The sequence below is a fragment of the Saccharopolyspora hattusasensis genome, from assembly GCF_050972075.1.
Classification (GTDB): Bacteria; Actinomycetota; Actinomycetes; order Mycobacteriales; family Pseudonocardiaceae; genus Saccharopolyspora; species Saccharopolyspora hattusasensis.
This window is the reverse complement of record NZ_JBPCDC010000001.1, coordinates 3,653,789-3,679,303: the sequence shown is the minus strand read 5'-3', so window position 1 is coordinate 3,679,303 and position 25,515 is coordinate 3,653,789. Positions and strand designations below refer to the sequence as shown.

The 25,515-nt window shown below is 69.6% G+C and carries 27 protein-coding genes (1 of these 27 running past the window's edge); 19 read left to right on the top strand and 8 right to left on the bottom strand.

Features of this window, described 5'->3' with window-relative positions; genetic code table 11:
• Positions 1-195: 195 nt before the first annotated feature.
• The 4 genes from ACRXBZ_RS17000 (at position 196) to ACRXBZ_RS16985 (ending at position 5,457) form a co-directional block, all read left to right on the top strand.
• Positions 196-978, top strand: a complete 783-nt coding sequence (locus ACRXBZ_RS17000; protein WP_433879919.1) for a cytochrome c biogenesis CcdA family protein — start codon at positions 196-198, stop codon at positions 976-978.
• Entirely contained in the window at positions 978-2,600 is a 1,623-nt protein-coding gene (gene resB / locus ACRXBZ_RS16995) for a cytochrome c biogenesis protein ResB (protein ID WP_433879918.1), read from the top strand. The genes ACRXBZ_RS17000 and resB overlap by 1 nt, the downstream gene beginning before the upstream one ends.
• A complete protein-coding gene (gene ccsB, locus ACRXBZ_RS16990) occupies positions 2,600-3,598 on the top strand; it encodes a c-type cytochrome biogenesis protein CcsB (RefSeq protein ID WP_433879917.1) in 999 nt (332 codons plus the stop codon). Before resB ends, ccsB begins: the two co-directional genes overlap by 1 nt.
• Positions 3,599-3,834: 236 nt before the next feature.
• Entirely contained in the window at positions 3,835-5,457 is a 1,623-nt protein-coding gene (locus tag ACRXBZ_RS16985) for a MinD/ParA family ATP-binding protein (RefSeq protein ID WP_433879916.1), read from the top strand.
• A 43-nt stretch (positions 5,458-5,500) separates the two neighbouring features.
• Here the strand turns inward: ACRXBZ_RS16985 and ACRXBZ_RS16980 are convergent, their stop codons facing one another.
• Positions 5,501-5,692 (bottom strand): hypothetical protein, encoded by a 192-nt coding sequence (locus tag ACRXBZ_RS16980; protein ID WP_190820593.1) that lies wholly within the window; start codon positions 5,690-5,692, stop codon positions 5,501-5,503.
• 218 nt (positions 5,693-5,910) lie between these two features.
• Positions 5,911-6,135, bottom strand: coding sequence for a BldC family transcriptional regulator (locus ACRXBZ_RS16975; protein ID WP_168585575.1), 225 nt, complete (start codon positions 6,133-6,135; stop codon positions 5,911-5,913).
• Positions 6,136-6,309: 174 nt separating this feature from the next.
• Between ACRXBZ_RS16975 and ACRXBZ_RS16970 the strand changes: the two genes are divergently transcribed.
• From ACRXBZ_RS16970 to ACRXBZ_RS16960, 3 genes are read left to right on the top strand one after another with little or no spacing between them, the layout of a single operon-like run.
• Positions 6,310-6,624, top strand: coding sequence for a DUF4229 domain-containing protein (locus ACRXBZ_RS16970; protein WP_433879915.1), 315 nt, complete (start codon positions 6,310-6,312; stop codon positions 6,622-6,624).
• The gene (cds1, locus tag ACRXBZ_RS16965) at positions 6,621-7,724 is read left to right on the top strand and encodes an L-cysteine desulfhydrase Cds1 (RefSeq protein ID WP_433879914.1); all 1,104 of its coding nucleotides are present in this window, start codon (positions 6,621-6,623) and stop codon (positions 7,722-7,724) included. Before ACRXBZ_RS16970 ends, cds1 begins: the two co-directional genes overlap by 4 nt.
• Positions 7,725-7,757: 33 nt before the next feature.
• On the top strand, positions 7,758-8,324 hold the full coding sequence (locus ACRXBZ_RS16960; protein ID WP_433879913.1) for a DUF3558 family protein: 567 nt from the start codon (positions 7,758-7,760) through the stop codon (positions 8,322-8,324).
• A gap of 126 nt (positions 8,325-8,450) precedes the next feature.
• Here the strand turns inward: ACRXBZ_RS16960 and ACRXBZ_RS16955 are convergent, their stop codons facing one another.
• From ACRXBZ_RS16955 to ACRXBZ_RS16945, 3 genes are all read right to left on the bottom strand, one after another.
• Positions 8,451-9,323: a 1,4-dihydroxy-2-naphthoate polyprenyltransferase gene (locus ACRXBZ_RS16955; protein WP_433879912.1), complete on the bottom strand. Its 873-nt coding sequence runs from the start codon at positions 9,321-9,323 to the stop codon at positions 8,451-8,453.
• A gap of 55 nt (positions 9,324-9,378) precedes the next feature.
• Complete coding sequence (menE, locus tag ACRXBZ_RS16950) at positions 9,379-10,569, bottom strand: o-succinylbenzoate--CoA ligase (protein ID WP_433883902.1); 1,191 nt, start codon at positions 10,567-10,569, stop codon at positions 9,379-9,381.
• Between the two features lie 280 nt (positions 10,570-10,849).
• Positions 10,850-11,773, bottom strand: coding sequence for a 1,4-dihydroxy-2-naphthoyl-CoA synthase (locus ACRXBZ_RS16945; RefSeq protein WP_168585572.1), 924 nt, complete (start codon positions 11,771-11,773; stop codon positions 10,850-10,852).
• Between the two features lie 133 nt (positions 11,774-11,906).
• Between ACRXBZ_RS16945 and menD the strand changes: the two genes are divergently transcribed.
• Complete coding sequence (gene menD / locus ACRXBZ_RS16940; protein ID WP_433879911.1) at positions 11,907-13,577, top strand: 2-succinyl-5-enolpyruvyl-6-hydroxy-3-cyclohexene-1-carboxylic-acid synthase; 1,671 nt, start codon at positions 11,907-11,909, stop codon at positions 13,575-13,577.
• A gap of 593 nt (positions 13,578-14,170) precedes the next feature.
• Positions 14,171-15,670: a M1 family metallopeptidase gene (locus tag ACRXBZ_RS16935; protein WP_433879910.1), complete on the top strand. Its 1,500-nt coding sequence runs from the start codon at positions 14,171-14,173 to the stop codon at positions 15,668-15,670.
• A gap of 13 nt (positions 15,671-15,683) precedes the next feature.
• Here ACRXBZ_RS16935 and ACRXBZ_RS16930 read toward each other — a convergent pair whose 3' ends face one another.
• A complete protein-coding gene (locus ACRXBZ_RS16930; RefSeq protein ID WP_433879909.1) occupies positions 15,684-16,880 on the bottom strand; it encodes an isochorismate synthase in 1,197 nt (398 codons plus the stop codon).
• A gap of 205 nt (positions 16,881-17,085) precedes the next feature.
• Between ACRXBZ_RS16930 and ACRXBZ_RS16925 the strand changes: the two genes are divergently transcribed.
• The 3 genes from ACRXBZ_RS16925 (at position 17,086) to ACRXBZ_RS16915 (ending at position 19,408) form a co-directional block, all read left to right on the top strand.
• Complete coding sequence (locus tag ACRXBZ_RS16925; protein WP_433879908.1) at positions 17,086-17,568, top strand: DUF3592 domain-containing protein; 483 nt, start codon at positions 17,086-17,088, stop codon at positions 17,566-17,568.
• A gap of 174 nt (positions 17,569-17,742) precedes the next feature.
• Positions 17,743-18,618, top strand: a complete 876-nt coding sequence (paaC, locus tag ACRXBZ_RS16920) for a 1,2-phenylacetyl-CoA epoxidase subunit PaaC (protein WP_433879907.1) — start codon at positions 17,743-17,745, stop codon at positions 18,616-18,618.
• A gap of 205 nt (positions 18,619-18,823) precedes the next feature.
• Positions 18,824-19,408, top strand: coding sequence for a hypothetical protein (locus ACRXBZ_RS16915; protein WP_433879906.1), 585 nt, complete (start codon positions 18,824-18,826; stop codon positions 19,406-19,408).
• A 3-nt stretch (positions 19,409-19,411) separates the two neighbouring features.
• Here the strand turns inward: ACRXBZ_RS16915 and ACRXBZ_RS16910 are convergent, their stop codons facing one another.
• Positions 19,412-20,272 carry an inositol monophosphatase family protein gene (locus ACRXBZ_RS16910; RefSeq protein WP_433879905.1) on the bottom strand — a complete coding sequence of 287 codons (861 nt, stop codon included), beginning with the start codon at positions 20,270-20,272 and terminating at the stop codon, positions 19,412-19,414.
• Positions 20,273-20,449: 177 nt separating this feature from the next.
• Between ACRXBZ_RS16910 and ACRXBZ_RS16905 the strand changes: the two genes are divergently transcribed.
• The 3 genes from ACRXBZ_RS16905 (at position 20,450) to ACRXBZ_RS16895 (ending at position 23,049) form a co-directional block, all read left to right on the top strand.
• Positions 20,450-21,574, top strand: a complete 1,125-nt coding sequence (locus tag ACRXBZ_RS16905; protein WP_433879904.1) for a glycosyltransferase family 4 protein — start codon at positions 20,450-20,452, stop codon at positions 21,572-21,574.
• A gap of 270 nt (positions 21,575-21,844) precedes the next feature.
• Complete coding sequence (locus tag ACRXBZ_RS16900) at positions 21,845-22,438, top strand: GNAT family N-acetyltransferase (protein WP_433879903.1); 594 nt, start codon at positions 21,845-21,847, stop codon at positions 22,436-22,438.
• Positions 22,360-23,049, top strand: coding sequence for a demethylmenaquinone methyltransferase (locus ACRXBZ_RS16895; RefSeq protein WP_433879902.1), 690 nt, complete (start codon positions 22,360-22,362; stop codon positions 23,047-23,049). The genes ACRXBZ_RS16900 and ACRXBZ_RS16895 overlap by 79 nt, the downstream gene beginning before the upstream one ends.
• A gap of 78 nt (positions 23,050-23,127) precedes the next feature.
• Here ACRXBZ_RS16895 and ACRXBZ_RS16890 read toward each other — a convergent pair whose 3' ends face one another.
• Complete coding sequence (locus ACRXBZ_RS16890) at positions 23,128-23,664, bottom strand: LysR substrate-binding domain-containing protein (protein WP_433879901.1); 537 nt, start codon at positions 23,662-23,664, stop codon at positions 23,128-23,130.
• A 423-nt stretch (positions 23,665-24,087) separates the two neighbouring features.
• Between ACRXBZ_RS16890 and ACRXBZ_RS16885 the strand changes: the two genes are divergently transcribed.
• The 4 genes in view from ACRXBZ_RS16885 to ACRXBZ_RS16870 are tightly spaced (at most 54 nt apart) and all read left to right on the top strand, a layout consistent with a single transcriptional unit that may run on beyond the window.
• A complete protein-coding gene (locus tag ACRXBZ_RS16885; RefSeq protein WP_433879900.1) occupies positions 24,088-24,354 on the top strand; it encodes a hypothetical protein in 267 nt (88 codons plus the stop codon).
• Entirely contained in the window at positions 24,351-25,178 is an 828-nt protein-coding gene (locus tag ACRXBZ_RS16880) for an SLC13 family permease (protein WP_433879899.1), read from the top strand. The genes ACRXBZ_RS16885 and ACRXBZ_RS16880 overlap by 4 nt, the downstream gene beginning before the upstream one ends.
• Positions 25,105-25,377: a hypothetical protein gene (locus ACRXBZ_RS16875; protein WP_433879898.1), complete on the top strand. Its 273-nt coding sequence runs from the start codon at positions 25,105-25,107 to the stop codon at positions 25,375-25,377. The genes ACRXBZ_RS16880 and ACRXBZ_RS16875 overlap by 74 nt, the downstream gene beginning before the upstream one ends.
• 54 nt (positions 25,378-25,431) lie before the next feature.
• Positions 25,432-25,515, top strand: partial view of an acyclic terpene utilization AtuA family protein gene (locus tag ACRXBZ_RS16870; protein WP_433879897.1) — the 5' portion only. The gene runs 345 nt beyond the window's last position; only the first 84 of its 429 coding nucleotides appear in the window; the start codon lies at positions 25,432-25,434; the stop codon falls past the right edge of the window.

The window sequence follows — 25,515 nt, the reverse complement described above, 5'->3', positions numbered from 1 at the left end:
GCGCGCTAGGCTCCGGCCCGTTGTGATGCTCGCCTCCTGGCCGCCCGGAGGAGTGTGCGGTGGTCCCGAAAACGCGGGACCTAAGGCCCTGGCAGGTTCTCATCGTGCCTGCGCAAGACGTTCACCAGGAAAGATGTGGGCCGGTTCACCGAGCCCGGTGGTAGATCGCCCTCTTGACTTTCCTACCCTCGAAGTGTGAACCCCACCGAGCTCGCCGCGACCGGTCCGCTGCTGTTCGCGGCGGCGATCGCAGTGCTCGCCGGGGCGATCAGCTTCGCCTCGCCCTGCGTGGTGCCGCTGGTGCCCGGATACCTGGCCTACCTGGCCGGTGTCGTCGGCGCCGAGGCGCCGCCGGTGGACGTCGCGGAAGCCGAGCAAGGCCGCCGTGGGCGCTGGCGGGTCGCCGGAGCCGCCCTGCTCTTCGTAGCCGGGTTCACCGCTGTCTTCGCCTCGGGAACGCTCATCCTCCTCGGTCTGTCAGACGTGCTGTTGGCCAATGAGCTGCTGCTGCAGCGCATCGGCGGGGTCGTCACGGTCGCGATGGGGCTGGTCTTCCTCGGTTTCGTGCCGGCTCTGCAGCGCGACGTTCGGCTGCACCGGGTGCCACGCGCCGGGGTGTGGGGTGCGCCGCTGCTGGGGGCCGTGTTCGGGCTCGGCTGGACGCCGTGCCTGAGCCCGACGCTGGCCGGGGTCACGTCGGTCGCGATCGCCACCGACGCCGGTACCGGCCTGGCGGTCCGCGGCGTACTGCTCGTCCTGGCCTACTGCGCCGGCCTGGGGCTGCCGTTCGTGCTGCTGGCGATCGGGGCCCGGTGGGCGATCCGAAGCGCCGGCTGGTTGCGTAGGCGTGCCCAAGCCATCCAGATCGTGGGTGGCGTGCTGCTGGTGGTGGTGGGCCTGCTGCTCGTCACCGGTTTGTGGGGAGAGCTGATCGCGGTGCTGCGTGGTCCGATCGCCGGTTTCGAGACGCCGATCTGATGCCCGGACTCCTCAAGGCGACCCTGGCGTTCCTGCGCAACACCTGGCGCGGGCTGACCTCGATGCGCACCGCGCTGGTGCTGCTGTTCCTGCTCGCGCTCGCCGCGCTGCCCGGTGCGCTGATCCCGCAGCGCTCGCTGAACCAGACCGAAGTGGACCGGTACTTCAGCGATTACCCGAATCTCGCGCCGATCCTGGACAAGCTCGGTGCGTTCGAGGTGTTCAGTTCGGTCTGGTTCGCCTCCATCTACGTGCTGCTGTTCATCTCGCTGATCGGTTGCCTGCTGCCGCGCTGCTGGGAGTACTACAAGCAGTGGCGCAGCAAGCCGGTCCGGACGCCGCGCAACCTCGGCCGGATGCCGCACTACGTGCAGGCCACCCTCGACGCCTCGGTCGACGAGGTGATGACCTCCGCCCGCAAGCGGCTGCGCGGCTGGCGCATGGTCGAACGCGAAGAGGCCGATGGCGCGCGTTCGATCAGCGCCGAGCGCGGTTTCCTGCGGGAGATCGGCAACCTCGTCTTCCACTTCGCCCTGGTGGGCATGCTCATCGGCGTCGCAGGCGGCAAGCTGTACGGCTACGAGGGCCAGGTCATCGTGGTCGCCGACGGCTCAGAGTTCTGCAACTCCGGGACCTACAACTACGACTCCTTCCGCGCCGGGCTCACCGTCGACGGCACCCAGCTCAACCCGTTCTGCGTGCGCCTCAACGACTTCGATGTGAAGTACCAGCCGACCGGGCAGGTCGAAAGCTACCGCGTCGACATGCAGTACCAGGCCGGTGGCGACCTCGACACCAACACCTGGCAGCCCTACCTGCTGCAGGTCAACCACCCGCTGCGCATCGCCGGCGACCGCGTCTACCTGACCGGCAACGGCTACGCCCCGAAGTTCACGGTCACGTTCCCCGACGGCCAGCAGCGCACCGGGCTCATCCAGTGGCAGCCGGTTTCCGTTCAGACGATGCTGTCGCAGGGCGCCACCAAGTTCGACCCGCCAGGCGTGCAGGACGAGGCGCAGCGGCGTCAGAGCCAGCTCGCGATCACCGGCCTGTTCGCGCCCACCGCCGCCTTCGACGGCAAGGTCCTGAGCTCCGGCTTCCCGGACCTGCTCGATCCGGCCGTGGCCGTGGACGTGCTGCGCGGCGACCTCGGCCTCGACTCCGGGCGCGGCCAGTCGATCTTCAGCGTCGACCAGTCCATGGTGGACCAGGGCAGGCTCAAGCGGGTCGCCCGGCAGAACCTGCGCCCGGGCGAGGAGATCCGCCTCGACGACGGCACCAGGGTCCACTTCGACGGTGTCGAACGCTGGGCCAACCTGCAGGTCTCGTACGACCCGTTCCAGCCGTGGGTGCTCGGCTTCGCCATCGCGATCATCTTCGGCATCGGGACCTCGCTGACCATCAAGCGCCGCCGGGTGTGGGTCCGTGCCGTGCCGAGCCCGGAACCGGATGATTCCGCTTCCGCGCGTACCGTTGTCGAAGTCGGCGGACTCGCCCGAACCGATCAGGCCGGTTATGGCGAGGAGTTCACCAGGCTTACCGCCGACCTGCTCGGCACGGGTGTCGATCACTCGCCGCAGTCACGCGCGGTCGCAGGGCCCGCGCGCGAAAGGAAGAGCTGATGCCGGTCAATCAGACGCTGTCGACCTACAGCGACATGGCGTACGCGACCTCCGTGGTCGTCTACATCGCCGCGATGTTGCTGTACTTCGGGGAATTCGCTTACGGCAGGGCCGGGGCGGGAGTCCGCAAGTGCGAGTCGGCGCTGGTCAACGCCGGTGGAGGGGCCGCCTCGACCCCGGTGATCGGGCACGTTGAGACCCCGCAGAAGCGCCCGCTGAGCGAGCGACTCGGCGGCATGGCCGTCGCCATGACCGTGCTCGGCGCGTTGGTGCACGCTGCCTCCCTTCTGCTGCGCGGTTTCGCCACCGGCCGGGTGCCGTGGGGCAACATGTACGAGTTCGGTTCGGCGATCTGCCTGGCCGCGGTGGTCGCCTGGGTCATCGTGCTGTTCCGGCAGTTGCGCGCCGAGCGCCGCGAGGCCACCCCGGCGCAGCTGCGCGGACTCGGTGGCTTCCTGATGCTGCCGGTCATCCTGCTGCTGTTCCTGTCCGGCACGGTGCTCTACGCCAAGGCCGCCCCGCTGCAGCCGGCGCTGCAGTCCTACTGGATCGTGATCCATGTCGCGGCGGCGATCGTCTCCAGCGGTGTCCTGCTCTTCGCGGGTGTGGCCAGCGTGCTTTACCTGCTGCGGTGCCGGTTCGAGAACAACCCGCTGAAGCTGGCCAAGTTCGGCTCCCGGCTCCCGACCAGCCAGGCGCTGGACCGGATGGCCTACCGCGCCACCGTGATCATCTTCCCGGTCTGGACGTTCGCGATCGTCGCCGGCGCGATCTGGGCGGAGGCAGCCTGGGGCCGGTTCTGGGGCTGGGACCCGAAGGAGACCTGCTCGTTCATCGCGTGGGTCGTCTATGCCGCGTACCTGCACGCCCGCGCCACCGCCGGCTGGCGGGGCGTCCGGGCCGCGTGGATCAACATCTTCGGTCTGGCCGTCATGATCTTCAACCTGTTCTTCATTAACATCGTCGTTGCCGGGCTTCACTCGTACGCTGGGCTGTGAGTTCGTGATCTGCGTCGGTCGGTGCGCCGCCGCGAATCGGCCGCAACGGCCGCATTTCCCGGCGCGCCGCCAGCCACCTGCGCAGTTCGGGCTCCCAGTGCGGCGACCGTCGGCGGAATTGACCTGCCACCCCCGGTGACTTGTGGGTATATCTGGGACTAGCGTGCCTTGCGGAGACGGGGAGATCTCGATTCGGTCCGGCAGGGCCCGACTCGATTGTTGGAGGGACGGCAACGGTGACCGGTCAGTACGAAGAGCCCGGAGCGCGGCGCGAGACGGGTACCGCCTCCACGCAGGCCGACGGTGCGGTCGCCGAGCCGCAAACCACGGGCAACGGCGCCGCGTCGGCTCCGGACGGTCAGTACGTCGAGCCCACGGCGTCGCCGGGGCAACCGCGCCCGGCGGACGAGCAGCCGACACCGTCCTACACGGACACGTCGCAGCCCGAGCAGTCCGGGACTTCCTCGATGGGCGACGCGCCGCAGCCGTACTACCTGGGCGGTGCGCCGAGCGGCGCCGCAGCGCCGCCGCAGTACGCCGACCCGAACCAGTCCGGCCCGCAGCAGTTCCCACCGGGGCCGGCCGCCGGTCCGCAGCAGCAGCCGAACACCTCGGGTCCGCACCCGGTGCCCGGAGCGCAGTCGGGTCCCTACTCGGTTTCCGGTGGACCCTCCGGACCGTTGCCGCCAGTTTCCGGAGGGCAGTCCGGACCGTTGCCGCCGCCAGTTCCCGGAGGGCAGTCCGGGCCGTACGCGCCGGTGTCAGGTGGACAGTCCGGGCCGAATCCGAGCGCGGGCGATCAGCCCTTCCCTGCGCACCCGTACGCGCCGCAGAACCCGCAGGGCGGGCCGCAACCGGGCCCGCAGCAGTCGTTTTCGTCATACCCCCAGGCTGCCCCGTCCAGCGGCGCCGGGGATCAGCCATTCGGCCAGGACCTCTCGTCCGCTCAGCTGCTCCGGCCGACCAAACGGTCACCCCAATCGGGTTGGCGCAAGGCCGTCTACCTGGCCAGCGGGAAGAGCGTGAACCTCGGCGAGGGGCCGGCCGATCGGCAACGCCGCGAGCTGATCACCCGGATCAACCAGCCGCTGCAGGGCTGTTACAAGATCGCGATGCTGAGCCTCAAGGGCGGTGTCGGCAAGACCACGGCCACCGCGACGCTCGGCTCCACCTTCTCGTCGCTGCGCGGCGACCGGGTGATCGCCGTCGACGCGAACCCGGACCGCGGCACGCTGAGCCAGAAGATCCCGCTCGAAACCACCGCGACCGTGCGGCACCTGCTGCGTGACGCGCACCGGATCCGCAAGTACAGCGACGTCCGCTCTTACACCTCGCAGGGGCCGAGCCGACTGGAGGTCCTCGCCAGCGAACAGGATCCGGCCGTTTCCGAGGCGTTCAGCGAAGACGACTACCGGCGCACCGTCACGCTGCTTGAGCACTTCTACAACGTGGTGCTGACCGACTGCGGCACCGGCCTGATGCACTCCGCGATGAAGGGCGTGCTCGACATGGCGGACTCGCTGGTCATCGTGTCGTCCAGCTCGATCGACGGGGCGCGCAGCGCTTCGGCCACATTGGACTGGCTGGACGCGCACGGCTACGGCGACCTGGTGTCCCGGTCCGTCGCAGTGATCAACTCCGTGCGCCCGGGGTCCGGCAAGGTCGACGTGGACAAGGTGGCCGCGCACTTCGCGGCTCGCTGCCGCGCGGTTTCGAAGATCCCGTTCGACCCGCACCTGGAAGAAGGTGCGGAAGTGGAGCTGGATCGGCTCGACGCGCCCACCCGGATGGCGCTGCTTGAACTGGCCGCGATCGTGGCCGACGACTTCCCGCACGCCCTGGGCCGCAACCGGGGCTGATGTCGCGTTGGTGTGGGCACTGCCGCCCACATCAACGGCACGCTCAGTCGTCCTCTCCAGATCGCGGCTTGCGCTGCTGTTCGCCGAGCCGACGCAGGAACTCGGGGTCGTCGTCCGGAGCGATGGGGGCCTGCCGGGGACGTCGCCCGGCCGCCCCGCTCGCCTGGGGGCCGAAGGCCTTCCACATCAGCACGACGACGGTGAGCGCACCGATCGCTGCCAGGACGTAGATCATCGTGGCCACCTCCAACTGTTCCGCTTCGAGATTAGCCAATCCCGGGTGCGGTTGTCGTCGTCGCAGGTGGCACTGCCAAGGGTGGATCCAGGTGGCGCCTCGCGTGGTGGGCGAGGCGTCACCTGGATCGGCGGTCGCCGGGACCGCCGGCGATCTTCAGATCTCCGGTGGCGGGGTGCTATCCGGCGGCCGAGGCGCCGGGCCGCACCGATCGCCGCTCAGGCAGACCGGTTGACGTCGTTGGTCAGCTCGGCCAGCAGGGTGCGGACCTCGGACTCGCGGAAGCGGCGGTGGCCGCCGGGGGTCCGGATGGAGCCGATCCGGCCGGCGGTCGCCCACCGGGTCACGGTCTTGGGATCGACCCGGAAGAGCGCGGCGACCTCACCGGGGGTGAGGAGCTGCTCCTGACCGTTCTGGCGAGGCTGCTGGGTCGTCGCGGTCACAGGTGACCTCCACGTTGCGAGTAGTGGTTTTTCGGGCATTCCGGTCGCATCCTGACACCTCGATGGTCAGGTACTCGAACATTTGGGTTTAGGTAAAGGGAAGGTAAGGGACGAAAACGGCGCTTCGGGCGGGGTCCCACGGGGCGCCGCCCTGCTTGCTCTACCCTGGATGACGTGCAGGAACAGCAAGAAGTCGGAACCGTGGCCCAGGGCTCGAAGCCGAATCTCGCGCGCGACATCGTGCTCTACACCGTCGCCAGGTTGGGAATGGTGGCCGCGGTGGCCGCAGTGTTGATGCTGGTGCACGTTCCCGCCCTGGTCGCGCTCGCGGTGTCCGTCGTGGTCGTGATGCCGTTGTCGATGCTCGTGTTCGGTCGGCTTCGCCGCAGGGTCGCCGTCGGCATGGCGGAACGTGCGGCCGAACGCCGGGAGCGCCGAGAAGAGCTCCGCGCGCAGCTGCGCGGCGAGAGAACCTCGGAAGCCCAGTGACCGACAGCACTCAAATCGACCGTTCCTGCACCCGAACGCGCAGCTGGACCAGCGAAGCGGTCCGCATCATCGAGGCCGACGCGAACCGCAGCGCGGACACCCATCTGCTGCGATTTCCGCTGCCCGCAGAGTGGGGCGTCGATCTTTACCTCAAGGATGAGTCAACACATCCGACTGGTTCGCTCAAGCACCGGTTGGCCAGATCGCTGTTCCTGTACGCGATCTGCAACGGTTGGGTGACGGAAAACACGCCGGTCATCGAGGCCTCGTCGGGCTCCACGGCGGTTTCCGAGGCCTACTTCGCACGCCTGCTGGGGTTGCCGTTCATTGCCGTGATGCCCCGATCCACCAGCCGCGAGAAGGTGTCGCTCATCGAGTGGCAGGGCGGCCGGTGCCACTTCGTGGACGAGCCAGGCGCGATCTACACCGAGTCCCGCAGGTTGGCCACCGAGCTCGGCGGCCACTTCATGGACCAGTTCACGAACGCCGAGCGGGCCACCGACTGGCGTGGCAACAACAACATCGCCGAGTCGATCTTCGAGCAGCTCGCGCTGGAACCGCACGCCGAACCGGCGTGGGTGGTGGTCGGTGCGGGCACCGGCGGCACCAGCGCGACGATCGGGCGCTATCTGCGCTACCGCAGGCACAACACGCAACTGGCCGTCGTGGACCCCGAGCACTCGGTGTTCTTCGACGCCTGGCGGGACAGCGATCCGACGCGCACCAGCGACTCCGGGTCGCTGATCGAGGGCATTGGGCGGCCGCGGGTGGAGCCGTCGTTCGTCGGCCAGGCGATCGACCGGATGATCAAAGTGCCGGACGCGGCATCGATCGCCACGATCCGCTGGGTCGAAAAAGTTCTGGGGCGGCGCGTCGGCGGCTCCACTGGGACGAGCCTGTGGGGCGTGTTCGGCCTGATGTCGGAGATGATCCGGAAGGGCCGCAGCGGGAGCATCGTGACGCTGCTCTGCGACGGCGGGGAGCGCTACTCGCACACTTACTACGACGACGAATGGGTCGCCGAGCGCGGCCTGGACCTGATCGTGCCGACCAAGGTCCTGGACCACTTCCACGCCACCGGCGAGTTCCGGGCAGACTGAGCGCGGAGCCCACGCAGGAAGGTTGGTGTGTCGGTGAGGCGTTGGGGTTGGCTTTCCGCGGTCGCACTGCTCGGAACGGTGGCCGGCTGCACGCCCGGCGAGCAGGCTCCGCCGACCGCCGCACCGACGACGCAGACCGCTTCGGCGGAGCATTCCACGACGGAATCCGCGGTGCCGTCGATCACCCGGAACGTGCCGCCCGAACAGCGGAAACGGCTGGCAGACCTGCCTGTCGACCAGCTCTGCGGGCTGGTCGACCAGGAGGAGCTGAGCGCGCTGGCGTTCCCGGTGGAAAGCGGTGTCGCGCGGGAAGTCGGGTTCGATCCGCCGGTGCGCGGTTGCACCTTCCAGGCCCGTTCCGGCGCGCGTTCCGTGGTGATCGGTGCCCAACCGGAGGGTTTCGCGAAGCTCGGTCGCGACGAGGTGGATCTGGGTACCGTCCGCGGGACGCGGACCATGCACGCGAACGACTGCACCGTCTTCGCCGGTGTGGCGGGCGCAACGCTGCAGGTCGCTGTGACGGCGAGCGACGTGGGTACCGACCAGTGCGAGAAAGCCCAGCACATCGCGCAATACGTGCTCGCCGCAGTCGTGGTGTGACCTGGTTCCGGGGCGGGTGGCTCCGTTGGGCGTGCGGAAATGCCGACCACGGCTCGATGACGGTCGCGCGCATCGCTGCGGGGACTTGAGTTGTGCCCCGCTTCGTCCGGCGGGGCACAGCCGCAATCAGCCGAAGGCCATGGCGAGGGCGGTGAGGATCGACCAGGCCAGCATGGCGAAGCCGGTGTCGCGCAGCGCCGGGATCAAGGCGCGTCCCTGCGAGCCGCCGGCCACCGCGCGCAGCGGGACGATGAGCAGCGGCAGCGCGAGGAACCCGAGCAGCGCCCAGGAATTGCGCAGCCCGATCAGGACCGTGATCAGGAACGGGATAAGCGTCAGCGCGACGTAGAGCGTGCGAGTGTCGCGGTCGCCCAGCATCACTGCGAGGGTGCGCTTGCCGGTGACCCGGTCGGACGGAATGTCGCGGAGGTTGTTGGCGACCAGGACCGCACTGGACAGCGAGCCGATACCCACCGCGGCGCCGACGCCGGAGCCGGAGATCGTGCCGGCCTGCACGTACATGGTGCCCAGGACGGCGACCAGGCCGAAGAAGACGAACACGGCGATCTCGCCCAGGCCCGCGTAGCCGTAGGGGCGCGTGCCGCCGGTGTAGTACCAGGCTCCGGCGATGCAGAGCGCGCCGATGGCCAGCAGCCACCATTGTCCACTTAGGACCACCGCGCCGAGGCCGGCGACCGCCGCGAGCCCGAAGCAGGTCCAGGCCGCCATGCGCACCCCGGCCGGCCTCGCCGAACCCGAGCCGACGAGGCGGAACGGCCCGACCCGGTCGTCGTCGGTGCCGCGGATGCCGTCGGAGTAGTCGTTGGCGAAGTTCACCCCGATGATCAGCAGCATGGAGACGATGAGCGCTAGAACCGCGATCACGGGGTCGAACTTGTCGATCCCCGCCGCTGCGCCGGTGCCGGCGAGCACTGGTGCGATCGCATTCGGGAAGGTGCGGATGCGAGCGCCTTCGATCCATTGAGCGACAGTCGCCATGGAAGCCATCTTCGCGCACCCGTGCGGGCCGTCGGCGAGAGCCTCCCCGCCAGAGTCAGGAATCGAGCCGGGCGGCCAACGCGCGTCGGTCCGGCTTTCCGGGCCCACGCAGCGGCAACTCCGCGAGGAAAGCGACGCGCTTCGGCGTGGCGGCCGCGCCGAGGCGCTCGCGGACCGCGGTGCGGAGGACGTGCGGAGCCGGCGGATCCCCCGGGTCCGCCGGGACGACCGCCGCGACCACTGCCTGGCCCCATTCCTGGTCCGGCACGCCGAGCACGCATGCCTCGCGGACCCCGTCCTGCTCGGTGAGAACCCGCTCGACCGCCAGCGGCGCGACGTTCACCCCGCCGGTGACGATCATGTCGTCGGTGCGGCCCAGCACCTCCAGCCGGTCGCCTCGCCAGCGGCCCAGGTCGCCGGTGCGGAACCAGCCGTCGGTGAACGCCACCGCGTCTGGCTGGTGCCGATAACCCCTGGCCAGCATCGGTCCGGCCAGGCGGATCGGCCCGGTCTCGCCGTCGATTTGGACCTTCGCGAGATCCAGCGGCTGCCCGTCGTAAACGCAGCCGCCCGAGGTCTCGCTCATCCCGTACGTCGTGGTGACGCCGATTCCGCAGTCCCGGGCCCGCCGCAGCAAGGCTGGTGGGGTGGCCGCGCCGCCGAGCAGCACCGCGTCGAATTTCCGTAGCGTGGCAAGGCCATCGCCGCCCGCGTCGAGCAGCCGGGCCAGCTGGGTGGGCACCAGGGCCGTGTAGTGCGGGCCGTCCGCGGCGAGCACCTGGCTGGCGGCCTCGGCGAACCGGTCGGGGCGGAACCCGGCGTAAGTATCGGCGGCGTGCGGGCTGGTTCCCGCCAGCAGTGCCCGGACCAGGACCTGGATGCCCGCGACGTGGTGCGCGGGCATCGCCAGCAGCCAGTGGCCGGGGCCGCCGAGGCGGCGGTGGGTGGCTTCGGCGGAGGCGCGCAGCGCCGATACCGGGAGCAGCACGCCCTTCGGCGTGCCGGTGGAGCCTGAAGTGGCGATGACCAGCGCGGTTGGGTCGTCGGGGTGGTCTTCGGCACCGGCCAGCGGCGAGCCGTCGGCGAGGGCTGCGACGAGCCGCTGGGCTTCCTCCGCGTTTCCTGTGGCGACCGGCAGCAGGGCCGGGCCGTCGCCGTCCAGTGCCCGCGTCAACGCGGGCAGCACGTCCAAAGCGCCGGTGCCGGGTGGCACCGGAAGCGGCTGCAGGTCGCGGGCTTTCGGCATCTGCCCATTGTCGGCGAGCACCGGCCCCACAGGCTGCGCCACCTCGGCGAGAACTTCGACACTCGATCACCTGTTCTAGCGATCAAGTGTTCGAATTTCCGGCCGATGAAATTGGTACGCGCTTGGAAGGGAGCCGAAAATGATGGTTCTGATCGTGCTGGTGTGCCCGGCCGACCTGCTGGTGGACCTCTTAGGCCGATGGCCGGCAGGCGATGGCGGGCAGGACCGGTTTCGTGCCGGGAAAAGCGGTGCGAAACCGCCCGGAACCGATCCCGACGACTCAGAAGTACCAGGGGAAGGCGGACCAGTCCGGGGTCCGCTTCTGCAGAAACGAGTCGCGTCCTTCGACGGCTTCGTCGGTCATGTAGGCGAGGCGGGTGGTCTCACCGGCGAACAGTTGCTGGCCGACCAGCCCGTCGTCGATGGCGTTGAACGCGTACTTGAGCATGCGCTGCGCAGTCGGCGACTTGCCGTTGATCTCGCGGGACCACTGCAGCGCGGTGGCCTCCAGTTCGTCGTGCGGGACGACGACGTTGACCATGCCCATCTGGTGAGCCTGCTCGGCGGTGTAGGGGCGTCCGAGGAAGAAGATCTCCCGGGCGAACTTCTGGCCTACCTGGCGGGCGAGGTAGGCCGAGCCGAATCCGCCGTCGAAGCTGCCGACGTCGGCGTCGGTCTGCTTGAAGCGGGCGTGCTCGGCGCTGGCGATGGTGAGATCGCACACGACGTGCAGGCTGTGCCCGCCGCCGGCGGCCCAGCCCGGTACGACCGCGATGACGATCTTCGGCATGAACCGGATCAGCCGCTGCACTTCGAGGATGTGCAGCCGCCCGGCGCGGGCCGGGTCGACCGAATCGGCGGTCTCGCCGTCGGCGTACTGGTACCCGGAACGACCGCGGATTCGTTGATCGCCGCCGGAGCAGAAGGCCCAGCCGCCGTCCTTGGTGGACGGGCCGTTTCCGGTGATCAGCACGCAGCCGACGTCGCTTGTCATGCGTGCGTGGTCCAGGGCTCGGTACAGCTCGTCGACGGTGTGCGGGCGGAAGGCGTTGCGGACGTCCGGGCGGTCGAACGCGATGCGCACGGTGCCATTCCCGGGGCCGTCCTCGACGCAGCGGTGATACGTGATGTCGGTGAAGTCGAAGCCCGCCACGGGCTCCCACGAAGCCGGATCGAACAGCTCAGAGACACGGGGATTCTGCACACCTGGGACAATAGGCGCAGCAAGCGCTCGGGGCGGGGGCCTCCCCGCAGCAACCCGGCGCTTGGGGACGACGGCGAGGGGGACCATGGCTCCCTCGGCTGGCGTTCGCCGAGCGATGTTCAGAGGTGATCGGTTGAATCCGTCCACGGCCCAGGCTGAGGTCATCGTCGACGAGCTCGTCCGCAACGGGGTGCGGCAGGTGGTCCTCTCCCCGGGATCACGCAACGCACCGCTGTCTTACGCGCTGCACCGAGCCGCACACGAAGCGCGGTTGCGGCTGCACGTACGCATCGACGAGCGCAGCGCGGGTTTTCTCGCGTTGGGGTTGGCGGCGCGGATGCAGTTGCCGGTGGCGGTCGTCTGCACATCGGGTACCGCCGCGACGAATCTGCACCCGGCGGTGAGTGAGGCATACCACTCGGGTGTCCCGCTGATCGTGCTGACCGCGGATCGCCCGCCGGAGCTGCGCGCAGCGGGCGCCAACCAGACCATCGATCAGCACCGGCTGTTCGGTGCCGAGGTCCGGATGTTCGACGAGCTCGCCGTCGCCGAGAGCCGCCCGGGGCAGAACGCGTACTGGCGAAGCCAGGTGTGTCGCGCCTGGCACGTCGCGGCCGATGGAACGCGGGGCGGCCCGGTGCACCTGAACATCCCGTTCCGGGAGCCGCTGGCGCCCGACGGCGACGACCAGTGGTGCGAGCCGCTGACCGGACGCCCGGGCGACGCCCGGTGGACGGAGGTCTCCCAACGAGGCAGCGCGCCGACTGAACTGTCGCAAGTGCACGCTCGACGCGGCCTCGTGCTGGTCGCCGACTGGGGTGTCGAGAGCGCCAACGAATGGGGCGATCGTCACGGCTGGCCGGTGCTGTCCGAGTCCGGCGGTGTGGGCTTAGGCGGCTCGGCAGTGATCAGCACCGGGATGTGGCTGCTGAACCTGCCCGAGTTCATGCGGGACCACCGGCCAGAACAGGTGTTGTGCGTCGGCCGCCCGACGGTGTTCCGGCAGGTCCAACGATTGCTGGCGGACACCGACGTGGAAGTGCTGCTCGCGCACGGTGGGGTGGACTGGGCTGCACCGGCGCATAACTTGCGGGAGGTCGCGGCGACTTTCGGCGCTGCGCCGGGACACGCCGATCCCAACTGGCTCACCGCGTGGCAGCACGCCGACCAGAAGGCGTCCGAGGCGCTGCACGCGGCTCTTGACCTGGAGCGTTGGCCGAGCGGTGCCGCCGTGGCGCGCGAGGTCGTGGACATGTTGCCCGAGCACGCCCTGCTGGTTCTGGGTTCGTCGAACCCGAGCCGCGACGTGGCGTTGGCCGCGCGCCAACGGCCCGATGTGGTCGTGCACCGCAACCGGGGTGTGGCTGGGATCGACGGCATGGTGTCGACGGCGATCGGCGCCGCGGCCGCGCACGGCCGCCCGGCCTACGCGCTCCTGGGTGACCTGACTTTCCTGCACGACAGCAACGGCCTGATGCTCGGACCGTACGAACAGCGGCCCGATCTGACGATCGTGGTGTTGAACGACGACGGCGGCGGCATCTTCGCCTTGCTGGAACACGGAAGCCCCGAGCACCGGGACGCCTTCGAGCGGGTCTTCGCGACACCGCACGGAACCGGCATCGGCAAGCTCTGCGCGGCGCACGGCATCGAGCACGTGCTGGTGCGGGAGCGTTCCGAGTTCACCGCTGCCCTGCAGTGGCGGCCGGGATTGCGGGTCGTCGAGGTGCGGGCGGATCGCGCCAAATTGCGTGCGGTACACCAGCGATTGCTGACTGCGGTTCGGTCTGCCCTGGTCGGCTGACGGCTCGGCATGCCGCCTGACCGCGGGATATCGTGGCCGGGTGCGTGGTGGCGATCCGGCGGAGCCGTGGCAACGGCGCCGGATATCCAGCCGTCCTGGCCCTTTGAGCTCTTCGTGAACGACTGGTGTCCGCAAGCGCACACAACTATGTTGATCATGAAGACGGACTCTGGTGCGCCTCCCTCTTGCAGCGGTAAGAAGATCGATCCGGAGCCGCCGTGATCAGGGGCTGCCGATGGTGTCCAATGCCGCTTCGAGGACGAACGCCGGATCGACTTCCCAAACAGCCGACTAGCGCGGCCTTTTCGGCCGTGCCCGGTTGATCACAACGTCCGGGAATTCGGTTTGGTCCCGTCGTTCGGGCGGGCGGCGTCACACGTTTGGTTTGGCGTCACCGGTGCGCCGATGTCGCTCGAAAGGTGGTTGTTTCTCCGACGATCGGGGCGGTCGTGCGGCAGCCGTCGGTGGTTTTGGTGCCTGCGTTCGCGGTTTTCCCCTGCACAGTGGGAAAAAACGATGATTCGAAAACATGCCTGGTAGATAGGAGCTTCCTTATTCTCCTACCGGACCAAGAAGTTCGGAGGAGGTGGCAGGTGTTTCGACGACACGGCCTGCGAGCCACGGCGGCGGCGTGCTGCGCGACGGCTTTGCTCGCCACACCGGCGTTGGCCGGCAGCGACGGACCGGGGGCGCCGGGCGCGGGTGACGACTACTTCCCGGGTTACGGGAACGGTGGGTACGACGTCTCCCACTACGACATCCAGGTGCATTACCAGCCCGCGGACGACCATCTGCAGGGCACCACGACGATCGTCGCGAAACCGACGCAGAACCTGACCGCGTTCAACCTGGACTTCGCGCTGACCACCAAGTCGGTGCGGGTCAACGGGGTGCCCGCGCAGTTCTCGCAGGTCGGCACGGAACTGACGGTGACGCCGCCGGTGACGTTGCCCGAGGGAAGCCTCGCGACCTTCGTCGTCGAGTACGAGGGCGTGCCGTCGACGGTCGAGGTGGACGGCCTCAAGCCGTGGATCCGCACTTCCGACGGTGCGCTCGCGGTCGGCGAACCGGAGATCGCGGCCTGGTGGTTCCCGAGCAACGACCACCCCAGGGACAAGGCGACCTTCGACGTCTCGGTCGCCGTTCCGGACGGCACCGAGGTGGTGTCCAACGGCGTGAACACCAAGAGCTCCAGCCTGGCGGGCTGGACGACCTGGCAGTGGCGCACGACGAAACCGACCGCCACCTACCTGGCGTTCATCGGCGTCGGGCAGTACGGGATCAGCACCAAGACCGGCGCGTTCGGGCAGCCGTTCGTCAGCGCTTACTCCGACAACCTCGGCGAGTTCGAGGGCGCGGCGAAGGCCAGCGTCGAACGCACCCCGGAGGTCGTGGAGTTCCTGAGTGGGTTGCTCGGCGAGTACCCGTTCGAGGCGCAGGGCGGACTGGTCTCATCCGAGGGGATGAGCTTCGCGCTGGAGAACCAGACCCGGCCGACCTACAGTCACAAGTTCTTCCGGAACGGCGCCAACACCTCAGTGGTGGTGCACGAGAACGCGCACCAGTGGTTCGGCGACTCGGTGTCGGTGGACACCTGGCGCAACATCTGGCTGAACGAGGGCTTCGCGTCCTACGCGGAGTGGCTCTGGTCGGAGAAGCAGGGCACCGGAACCGCGCAGGAACTCTTCGACTACTACTACGGGCTGTACCCGGCCGACGACCCGTTCTGGCAGGTCCTGCCGGGTGATCCCGGTGCGGGGGCCGTGTTCGACGACGCGGTGTACGACCGCGGCGCGATGACCGTGCAAGCCTTGCGCAACGTGGTCGGAGACGCGCTCCTGCAGGACATCGTCCGGACCTGGGTGTCGGAGAAGCGCTACTCCACCGGCACGATCGAGGAGTTCATCGCGCTCGCCGAGCGGCGCTCCGGCAAGCAGCTCGACGAGCTGTTCAACACCTGGTTGTTCACCAACGGCAAGCCGCCGGTCGGCGAAGCGACCGGGGTACCGCCGCGCGCGAACCACGTCATGATGGCGCCACCGAAGGCCGTGGCGGAGCTCGACCGCACGCACGCCCTGCTGCACGAGCACTAGTGAGCGGTTCGCGCTAGCGGACGCCTTCGAGGGCCTCGCGGATTGGGAGCAGCTTCGCTTCCGCTTCCGCGACCTCGAGGTCGGGGTCGGAATCAGGGACGATTCCGCACCCCGCGAACAGCCGCACCTTGCCGCCGCCACGCCCGGCCTCGACGCCGGGCGTGGCGGCCGCTTCAACTTGGGCGCAGCGGAGGGCTATGGCGAACTCGCCGCTGCCGCTGCCGTCCAGCCAGCCGACCGGGCCCGCGTAGCGCCCCCGGTCCATCCCTTCCAGCTCGCCGATCGCCAGCACCGCGTCATCGGTCGGTGTTCCCCCGACTGCAGCCGTGGGGTGCACCGCGGCGACCATGCGCAACAGCGTTGCGGGGCCGGTGGTCGCGTTGCTTTCGCTGAGCTTGCCCTCGACGTTCGTCGCGAGGTGCAGGACGTTGCGCAGCTGGAGGACCTCCGGCGCGTCCGGCACAGTGAGATCACTGCAGAAGGGGCGGAGTCGGACAGCCAACGACTCCGCCGCGTAGGCGTGTTCGCTTCGGTTCTTGGCGGACGCCAGCAGTTCGGCGGCGAGTTGTTCGGCGGTGTGCCCCTCGCGGGGCCAGACCGTGCCGGCGAGCACCCGGGACCGCACTTCGTATCCCATGCGTTCGAGCAGCAGCTCCGGGGTGGCGCCGAGGAGACCGTCCACCGCGAACGTCCAGCAGGTCGGGTACCGGGCGGCGAGGTTGTGCAGCAGGTACCGCGCGTCGAGCGGTTCCGAGGTGCTGGCCAGCAGGTCGTGGGAGAGCACGATCTTGTCGAGATCGCCGGTTTCCTGCATGCGGCGCACCGCCTCGGCCACGGCCTGGCGGTAACCGGTCGCGGAGAGTTGCCCGTCGCTGTAGGACACGGTGCCGGGCGGGTGCACGGGCTCGGGCTGCTGCGGCTGGGCGGAGCCATCGCCGATCGTGGTGATCCAGCGCACCCCGTCGCGTTGTCCGATGACGACCTCGGGGACGATCAGCACCGAATCCCCGGGCTCGTCGGCGAAGGCCAGGCTGGCGAACGCCACCGGCCCGCAGCCGGGCAGCCCCACCGAGTCTTCGACCTCGAACTGGTGACAAAGCTCTCGCCACCAGGCGTCGGCCTGGCTAAAGCGGTCGCGACCGGAAACGTCGAGGCGGGCCGCGCAGCCCCAGCCGACGAGCCCGGAGCCGTCGCGGACCCAGCTGAGCACGCCGGCTGCGGGAAGCAACTCTAACAGGGGACGGTCGTATCGAGGGTCGTCTGGTTCGAGCCGTCGGGTTCGCGCCGTCGGCAGCCGGGGTGTATTCGCCACTCATGGAGGGTATGCGCCGCCCCCGAAGCGGTGGGCGGCACCGAAGGCCTGCGACTCGCCGATGGCGGGATGCCTACAATCGGTCACCGTGGCGAGCGAAGCGGTGGCGCAGAACGCGGCCGACTCGGTGACCGATTCCAGCACGGACGGTGACCAGCCGGTGGCGGTGCCGACCCGTCGCCGGGGGCGGATGCGTGCCCGCCGGGGCGTGCTGGTGCTCGGCCTGCTGCTGACCGTAATGGGGCTGTCCATCATCGGGGCGTGCTTCATCAACGATCGGACCATCGAGGAGTCCAAGGGCGAAGCGGTGGCCGAGGTGGTGGACACCTCGCTGACCCGGACCGTGGTGCGTTTCAACACCGACGAGGGCCGCGTCTACATCCCGCCGAACGGCGTGCTGTACCCGGCCGACCTGCAGGCCGGCCAGCTGGTCCGGGTCGAGTACGACTCGCGGAACCCGGACCTGGTCCGGGTCGCCGGGCGCAACGCGGTCTTGTCGCTGCTACCGGTGTCCAGTTCGCTCGCCGTGGTTTGGGCGGTTCTGCTGCCGGTGTACTGGCTGCTGCGGCGGCCGACTGCGCGATGAGTCGTTGTGCCCTTGTACCGCTGATCAGGCTTCCCTAACTCGGTCGGGCGGTGTGACACTGAATTCCCGCTGGAAGGGGGCTGGCGGCGGGTTCGCACGACCGTTGTGGAGCCGGGGTGGGGGTAGCGGCCCATCCGTTCCTGCCGGCCGCCGTCTCGCGTCTGCGAGGTCGCCATGAACATGCCTGAAGTGCAGTCCGGTGCGTCGGATGTGCAGCAGTGGGTGCTCGGCGCACCTTCGATGACCACTGTGGATAGATCGGTTCCGGATGGCGTGGCCACTTCGGACCTCTCGCAGTACTGCCTGATGCTCGGCGACGATGCGCTGATCCTGTCGCACCGGTTGTCCGAGTGGGGAATTCGCGCCCCGGAACTGGAAGAGGCTGCCGCGATCGGCGCGATCGCGCTCGACCTGTTGGGGCAGGCCAGGATCCTGCTGCACCGCGCGGGCGAGGTGGAAGGTGCGGGGCGGGACGAGGACAGCCTCGCCTACCTGCGGACGTCCGAGGAATTCCGCAACGTCCGCCTGGTCGAGATCGACTGCGGGCCTGGCCAGGTCGGGGATTTCTCGGCGACAGTCGCGCGGCTGCTGCTGTTCGCCGCTTGGAGGGTCGCGGTGTTCGAACGGCTGGCGCGGAGCCGGGACGCGGTGCTGGCCACCTTGGCGGCGCGGTCGCTCGCGGAGCTGACGCGGCACCGGGACCACGCCGCCCAGTGGGTGATCCGCCTCGGCGATGGCGGCACCAGTTCATCCCGGCTCATGGCGGCTGGGTTCCAGCGGGTGTGGCCGATGACCGGCGAGCTGTTCGTCCCGCACCCGGTCGAGGCGCGGTTGGCGGACGCCGGCTGCGGGGCGGATCCGGCGGACGTGCGCGGCGACGTGAGCGGGGTGCTCGACGAAGTGTTCTCGGTGGCCCGCCTTCAACGGCCGGACCCTGTGGAGTTCGGTGGGTTCGTCCGACCCGGTGGCCGGGACGGGGTGCACACCGGCGGGCTGGAGTTCCTGCTCGCCGAAATGCAGTACCTGGCAAGATCCGCCGCACAGCCATGATCGGCCGGGCCGAACGGGAGAGAGTCGCGGCACACGTGATCAGATTGAGTACTTTCCCCCAAGAACTTCGGGGCTCGGCGGGCGCAGAGTGATTCCTGGGGGGCGCTCGGGAACTTCGGTTCGGTCGACATCGTCCGATCGGTGCCCAGGGGCGGGACACCGGTTTCGAATGCCTCTGCGGCCAAGTGGAAGGACACAACTCGACATGGACGGAATCTGGGTGCAAGTTCTGGTCGCGCTGATCGCCGGGGCGTGCGGGGCAGGAGTGATGCTCGCCGTTGTCTGCGCCCGGAGAGTGAGAACCGCGCCCGCCGCCGCGCGCCCTGCTGCGCCGCCCGGTTTGTCTCCGTCACCCTTGCCTGACAAGTGGTTGCAAGAGGTCCAGCGGTGCGAGCAGGCGGTGTACCGAGCCGCCCGCGCCGTCGACGCGGTGTCCTCCACGCAGGCCCGCCATCAGTTGCAGACGGTCGTTCGGCGGATGGATGCGGAATTGCCGAACATTCGCGCGCTTTCCGAGGTGGGGCGAGGTCTGGCGGGCACCGAGCCGCGGGACGACGGAGTTGTGCGCCGGGTGCAGAGCCAGCTCGATGACGCCGCGACCAGGTTCAGCATGGTCACCGATCACGTGTTGGAGACGGTCGTGGAGCTGGTCGCAGCACCCGATCTCAGCCGGGTCCACGAGCAGGTGGCGGTGCTGCGCGAGCAGTTCCCGCTGCTGCGGCCGATGTCGGCGGTGTTCGGCCCGAAGCCGGGTTCGGCTCCGGCCCGCGCGCTGGTTCGGGCCGCCTAAGGGTCAGCTCGGCCCGAACGCCTGCCGCCACCAGTCGTGCACGTCGGCGGCGACGCCGGGGGCGGCCACCAGCAACCCGTCCAGCGGGAGCGCGGTTGCGTTGCCCCGGCGGTCCAGCACGGTGGCACCGGCTTCGGTGGCCAGCGCGAGCGCTCCGGCGACGTCCCATTCCTGATAGGAGTCCAGCACCGCCGCGACCGCGTGGCCGAGGGCGACCTGGGTGATCGCCAGCGCCGGGGAGCCCAGTAATCGAACCCCGACCTGGGCGCTCGCGGCATTGGTGATGAACCGGTCCATGCCGTGCCACGGCCCGTCCTTGGTCAGTTCCGTGCACACGATGCCCCCGCGCGCCTCGCCCGGTACGGGCAACCGCACGGGCGTGCCGTTGGCGCGCATGCCACGGCCGCGCGCCGCGGCGTAGATCTGCGTGCGGTACGGGTCGGCGACCACCCCGACCACCGGGCCGTGCTCGTCGAGCATGGCGAGGCTGTAGGCGCACCAGGGCAGGCCCGCGACGTAGTTGGCGGTGCCGTCGACCGGGTCGACCGACCAGCGGAATCTCGCGGCACCGGCGCGGGCGGCCCAGTGCTCGGCGATCGTGGTGGGCGCTGCGTCGAATTCCTCGCCGAACACCGGGATTCCGGGGAATTCGTCGGCGAGGATCCGCCGGGTGTGGCGTTCCAGGGTGCGGCCGGTGTCGGTGACCCAGTCGAACGGCGACTCGGTGGGCTCGGGGCGCGCTCCCCGGCCCGCGGTCGCGATGATCACGTCTGCGGCGTCGTTCGCGAGTCGGCCGGCGACCTCGAATGCCCGCGACACCAGGGCGGGATCGATCTGCGCGGGCGGGGAAGGCAGGACCGTCATGCCGTCCCAGGCTCCGTGCGGCGGGTAACCGGAGCGCAACGCTCAGGTGACCGGTTGTGGAGGGGCAGGTCACGATTGCGCGCCGCCTGACGAGTTGGCGCGGTCTTCGGTTGGCGTTGGCGATGCCGTCACGTTGCGGTCGACTGTTCGCCGGTCCGGGGCGTCACGGTTTTCGGCGTGCGCATAGCGATCGTGACCGAGAGCTTCCTGCCGCAGATCAACGGGGTGACGAATTCCGTGCTCCGGGTGCTGGAGCACTTGCGCCGTCGGGGCGACGCGGCACTGGTGATCGCCCCAGGAGCGGGCCCGGAGGAGTACGCGGGCTTCCCGGTGATCCGGCTGCCCGCGGTGGATCTGCCGCTGGTTTCGTCATTGCCGATCGGCTTCCCGACGCGGCGGTTGCTGCGCGGGTTGCAGGAATTCCGCCCGGATGTCGTGCACCTCGCGTCGCCGTTCATCGTCGGGGCGCGCGGCCTGGCCGCCGCGAGGCGGCTCGGTGTCCCGACCGTCGCGGTGTACCAGACCGACGTCGCGGGCTTCGCCGAGTCGTACGGCTTGGGCCTGACCGCGCGAGCCGCGTGGCGCTGGATCCGCCGCTTGCACCGTGCCGCCGACCGGACGCTCGCGCCGTCGACTTGGGCCGTGGACATGCTGCTGGAGCGCGGCGTTCCACGGGTGCACCGGTGGGGGCGGGGCGTGGACACAACGCGTTTCTCGCCGCAGCACCGGGATTCGGGCTTGCGCGGCGAGTTGGCGCCGAACGGTGAGTTGCTCGTCGGGTACGTGGGGCGGTTGGCTCCGGAGAAACGCATCGAAAGGTTGGCAGCGCTGGGCGGGATGCCGGGCGTGCGGCTTGTCGTCGTGGGTGACGGGCCTGAACGCCAGAATCTCAGCGCGGCGTTGCCAGGTGCGGTGTTCCTGGGGCAGCGGACCGGGGATGAGTTGGCGCGGATCTACGCGAGCCTCGACGTTTTCGTGCACACCGGGCCGCACGAGACGTTCTGCCAGGCGGTGCAGGAGGCAATGGCTTCGGGCGTCCCGGTCATCGCCCCGGACGCGGGCGGCCCCCGGGATCTCGTCGACCACGGCCGCACCGGTTACCTGCTGCCCGCAGCCGATCCCGCTGTGCACGCTGATGCCCTGCACACCGCTGTCACGGCGTTGCAAGATCCGGCGGTGCGGGAGCGGTTCGGCGAAGCGGCGCGCGTAGCGGTCGCCGGGCGGACCTGGCCCGCGCTGTGCCAACAGCTGATCGGGCACTATGCCGACGTGACGACCCGCGTGGAGCCGTTGGCCGCTTGACCCCTTCGCGCTGCGTGGCGGCTCTTGCGGGAGTTCGGCTTTCCGGGCTCCGGCCTGACTTCGGAACAGCTACCGCTGCTCACCGGATCGATCCCTGAAACCACGTGCGCCTCGATCGGGCGAACTTGCTTATCCGGCAAGGAAAAATCGCTGGTACCTGAACGCCTCTACCGCTCATCATGGGTTCCATGGTCTTGGTGCGGCGAGCGATCGACAGCGAACTGAACGCTTTGCGGGAGGCGAGGCTGCACGCACTCGCGGCCGACCCGGATGCCTTCGGGTCCACTTTGGACCGGGAGCGGGCGGAGCCGATGGAGTTCTGGCGGGCGCGGCTCGCCCGCGGCCCGTGGTTCCTGGCTTGGTCCGGGACGGCGGCGGTGGGGGTGGTCGCTGCGGTGCCGGCTCGGACCTCGGGGGAGCACGGAGCACCTGCTCGAAGCGATGTGGGTCGCCCCCGAGTGGCGCGGCAAGGGCGTCGCGGAAGCCTTGGTCGACGCGGTCCTGTCGTGGTCGCGGGCAGACGGCGCCACCTCTGTGACGCTGCGCGTCTTCGACGCGAACCTTGCTGCCCGGCGCTTCTACGAGCGCGTCGGATTCCGCCGGACGGGACAGCGGGAGTCCCACCCCGGGAAGCGGGCGTTCCGGGAATGCCTGCGGATCCAGTTGCCACCGAGAGGTGATCCGCGGGGCCGGGTTCCGACGATCGAAAAGGAGCATGACTTCCGCGATGCGGATTCGACGGGCGTGATGGTGATCTTGGCGGTCCCGCCACGTACGCTTCGGCTGTGTCTAGGGCCGGTTTGGACAAGAACCCTCGCGAGGTCGCCGCGATGTTCGACGGCGTCGCGCGCAGGTACGACCTGACCAACACGGTGCTGTCCTTCGGGCAGGACCGGCGGTGGCGGGACGTGACCCGGCGGGCCTTGGCACCCAAGCCCGGCGAGCGGGTGCTCGACCTGGCGGCCGGCAGCGGCGTGTCGACGGTGGAGTTCGCCCGCTCCGGCGCGTGGTGCGTGGCCGCGGACTTTTCGCTGGGCATGCTGTCGGTCGGCCGAAACCGAGGGGTGCCGATGGTGGCGGCGGACGCGCTCCGGCTGCCGTTCGCCGACGATGCCTTCGACGCCGCGACGATCTCGTTCGGGCTGCGGAACCTCGCAGACACGGCTGCTGGCCTGCGGGAGATGCTCAGGGTGGTGCGCCCCGGCGGTCGGCTGGTGGTGTGCGAGTTCTCGACCCCCACCTGGCAGCCGTTCCGGACGATCTACCTGAACTACCTGATGCGGGCGCTGCCGCCGATCGCCCGCTCGGTGTCGTCAAACCCGGACGCCTACGTCTACCTCGCGGAATCCATCCGCGATTGGCCGGACCAGCGCGAGCTCGCGGAGCTGATCGCCGAGTCCGGCTGGACCGGCGTGCAGTGGCGCAACCTCACCAGCGGCGTCGTGGCGGTCCACCGGGCGGTCAAGCCCTCCTGATCCGCTACGCCAACGGGCGCAAGGCCGATGACCGCTTTGGTCGCGCGGATTCGCCGTCGGAGCCTTCGGCGCTCGCCGTCAGAGCCAGGTCGTTTCCGGGGCCAGGGGGTCGGCGGAGCGCTGGGTCCGGCCGATCGCGGTCATGAACGCCTCCGATGCCGCGGCGAGGGGACGGTTCGGATCGCGGACCACCGCGATGCGCCGGCTGATCTCGGGCCGGCCCAACGCCTGGTGCTCCAGGCCGGCGAACCGGACGATCGGCAGCACCAGCCCAGGCATCACGGCCACGCCGAGCCCGGCCGCGACGAGCCCGGCGATGGTGGTGATGTTGCGCGATTCCAGCACCAGGTCCGGGTGAACCCGGGCGGTCGCGAAGGCCTGTTCGGCGCGCTGCCGGATGCAGCTGCTGGGTTCGAAGGCGACGTGCGGCTGGTCGGCCAGTTCCGCCGAGTCGAGCCGACGGCGTCCGGCGAAGGGGTGCGACGGCGGGAAAACGCAACAGAACCGGTCGGCGGCGATCGGCTGGACCTGCAGGTCCGGAAGTGGTTCGGGCACCACTGTGACGGCCAGGTCGACCGCGCCGGTGCGGACCCGCCGCAGCACCCCGTCGGACATGTCGTCCTCGATGGGCAGTTCGACCTTGGGGTTGCTCCGCGCGGTAGGCGGAGACCACGGGCGGCAGCAGTATCGCCGCCAGCGACGCCAGCGCCGCGATCCGCACCCGGCCGCGGCTGCCGGCCAGGAAACCCCTCGAAGTGGTTGATCCCGGCGTCGAAGGCTTCGACCATGCGCCGCGCCACCCGACAGAACTCGCGGCCGTCCGGCGCGGTGATCAGTTCCGCGTGGTGCGCTCGAACAGCGTGATGCCGAGCTTGCGTCTTCACCTCGCGGACCGTGCGGCCCATCGAGGACTGCGCCAGGTGCAGCTGCTCGCCGGCGAGCGTGAAGCTCCCGGCGTCATGCATCGCGAGCACCAGTCGGAGCTGTTGAAGCGTCAGATCCATGCTCACGGCGCATTAATTTCTTCGGAGGTACTGCATGCTCGCCGCAAGTGGATTCCTGACCATCGGACTCTTCCTGGCCCTGGCCCTGGCCCTGGCCCTGGCCCTGTCCCGTCGCGTCTCGGTGCTCTTCGCACTCACCCTGGTGCCGATCGCGGCCGCGCTCGCCACCGGCTTCGGCGGCCGGCTCGGCCCGCTGATCGCCGACGGGCTGGTCACCGTCGCGCCGGTGGCCATCATGATCACGTTCGCGATGCTGTATTTCGGCCTGATGTCGACACCGGGCTGTTCGACCCCGCCGTGACCCGCATCCTGCGCTGGGCCGGCGGCGATCCGCTGAAGATCACGGTCGGCACCGCGTTGTTGACGCTGCTCGTCGCGCTCGACGGCGACGGTGCCTCGACCTTCCTGATCACCGTGTCCGCGCTGCTGCCGATCTACCAGCGGTTGGGCATGCGGCGCATCGTGCTGACCGGGGTCATCTGCCTGGCGGCGGGCGTGATGAACATGGTCCCGTGGGGCGGCCCGACGGCCCGCGCGATGGCCGTGCTGAACCTCGACAGCGGCCGGCTGTTCGTACCGGTGCTGCCCGCGATGGTGGCCGGGATCCTCTGGGTGCTGGTGGCGGCCTACCTGATCGGCCGCGCGGAGCGGAAGCGGCTCGGCGTCATCGAGGTGGCCGTCGAAGACCGGGTCCGGCCGACCGGCGCGGACCGGGTGCGGTTCTGGATCAACGTGATCCTGACGTTGGCGCTCGTGGTGTGCCTGCTGACCCAGCTCGCGGACCTGGAAGTGCTCTTCCTGCTCGCTTTCCTGGCGCCGCTGCTGGTCAACCGGCCGACCTGGTCGGGGCAGCAGGAGTTGCTGACCAAGCATGCCTACAACGTGGTGCTGGTCATCGCGGTGATCTTCGCAGCCGGGGGTGTTCACTGGAATCCTCACCGGCACCGGGATGATCAAGGCGATGGCCGAGAGTCTCGTGTCGATCGTCCCGGACTCCGCCGCCGGGCTGCTGCCGGTGGCCACCGCGATCACCAGCATGCCGTTCAGCCTGGTGTTCACTCCGGACGCGTTCGACTACGGCGTGGTCCCGGTGCTGGCCGAGACGACGTCCGCGCTCGGCGGTGACCCGGCCGCGATCGGACGCGCCGCGATCCTCGGTCAGATGACCACCGGCTTCCCGCTCAGCCCGCTGACCGCCTCGACGTTCATCCTGCTCGGGATGAGCAAGGTCGACCTCGGCGACCACCAGCGGTTCATCTTCGGGTGGGCGTTCTGCACGACACTGGTGATGACCGCGGTCGCACTGGTCACGGGGGTGCTGTGATGAGCATCGGGGGCGGAGCCGGATTCGCCGGGGACGGACCGGATCGAACCGGCGGTGGACCTCGCGGCGCGGGCCGAACTGGACGACTTGGTCTTGGAATGCCTGGCGGAACGCACAATCGCGCTCGGCCAGCAGCGG

Excerpts from the sequence above, each read along its gene's own strand:
- resB (WP_433879918.1), top strand. The coding sequence starts at position 978 with ATGCCCGGACTCCTCAAGGCGACCCTGGCGTTCCTGCGCAACACCTGG.
- ccsB (WP_433879917.1), top strand. The coding sequence starts at position 2,600 with ATGCCGGTCAATCAGACGCTGTCGACCTACAGCGACATGGCGTACGCG.
- ACRXBZ_RS16980 (WP_190820593.1), bottom strand. The coding sequence starts at position 5,692 with ATGATCTACGTCCTGGCAGCGATCGGTGCGCTCACCGTCGTCGTGCTG.
- ACRXBZ_RS16955 (WP_433879912.1), bottom strand. The coding sequence starts at position 9,323 with ATGGCGACTGTCGCTCAATGGATCGAAGGCGCTCGCATCCGCACCTTC.
- menE (WP_433883902.1), bottom strand. The coding sequence starts at position 10,569 with ATGCCGAAAGCCCGCGACCTGCAGCCGCTTCCGGTGCCACCCGGCACC.
- paaC (WP_433879907.1), top strand. The coding sequence starts at position 17,743 with ATGAACATGCCTGAAGTGCAGTCCGGTGCGTCGGATGTGCAGCAGTGG.
- ACRXBZ_RS16915 (WP_433879906.1), top strand. The coding sequence starts at position 18,824 with ATGGACGGAATCTGGGTGCAAGTTCTGGTCGCGCTGATCGCCGGGGCG.
- ACRXBZ_RS16910 (WP_433879905.1), bottom strand. The coding sequence starts at position 20,272 with ATGACGGTCCTGCCTTCCCCGCCCGCGCAGATCGATCCCGCCCTGGTG.
- ACRXBZ_RS16900 (WP_433879903.1), top strand. The coding sequence starts at position 21,845 with ATGCCTTCGGGTCCACTTTGGACCGGGAGCGGGCGGAGCCGATGGAGT.
- ACRXBZ_RS16890 (WP_433879901.1), bottom strand. The coding sequence starts at position 23,664 with ATGTCCGACGGGGTGCTGCGGCGGGTCCGCACCGGCGCGGTCGACCTG.
- ACRXBZ_RS16885 (WP_433879900.1), top strand. The coding sequence starts at position 24,088 with ATGCTCGCCGCAAGTGGATTCCTGACCATCGGACTCTTCCTGGCCCTG.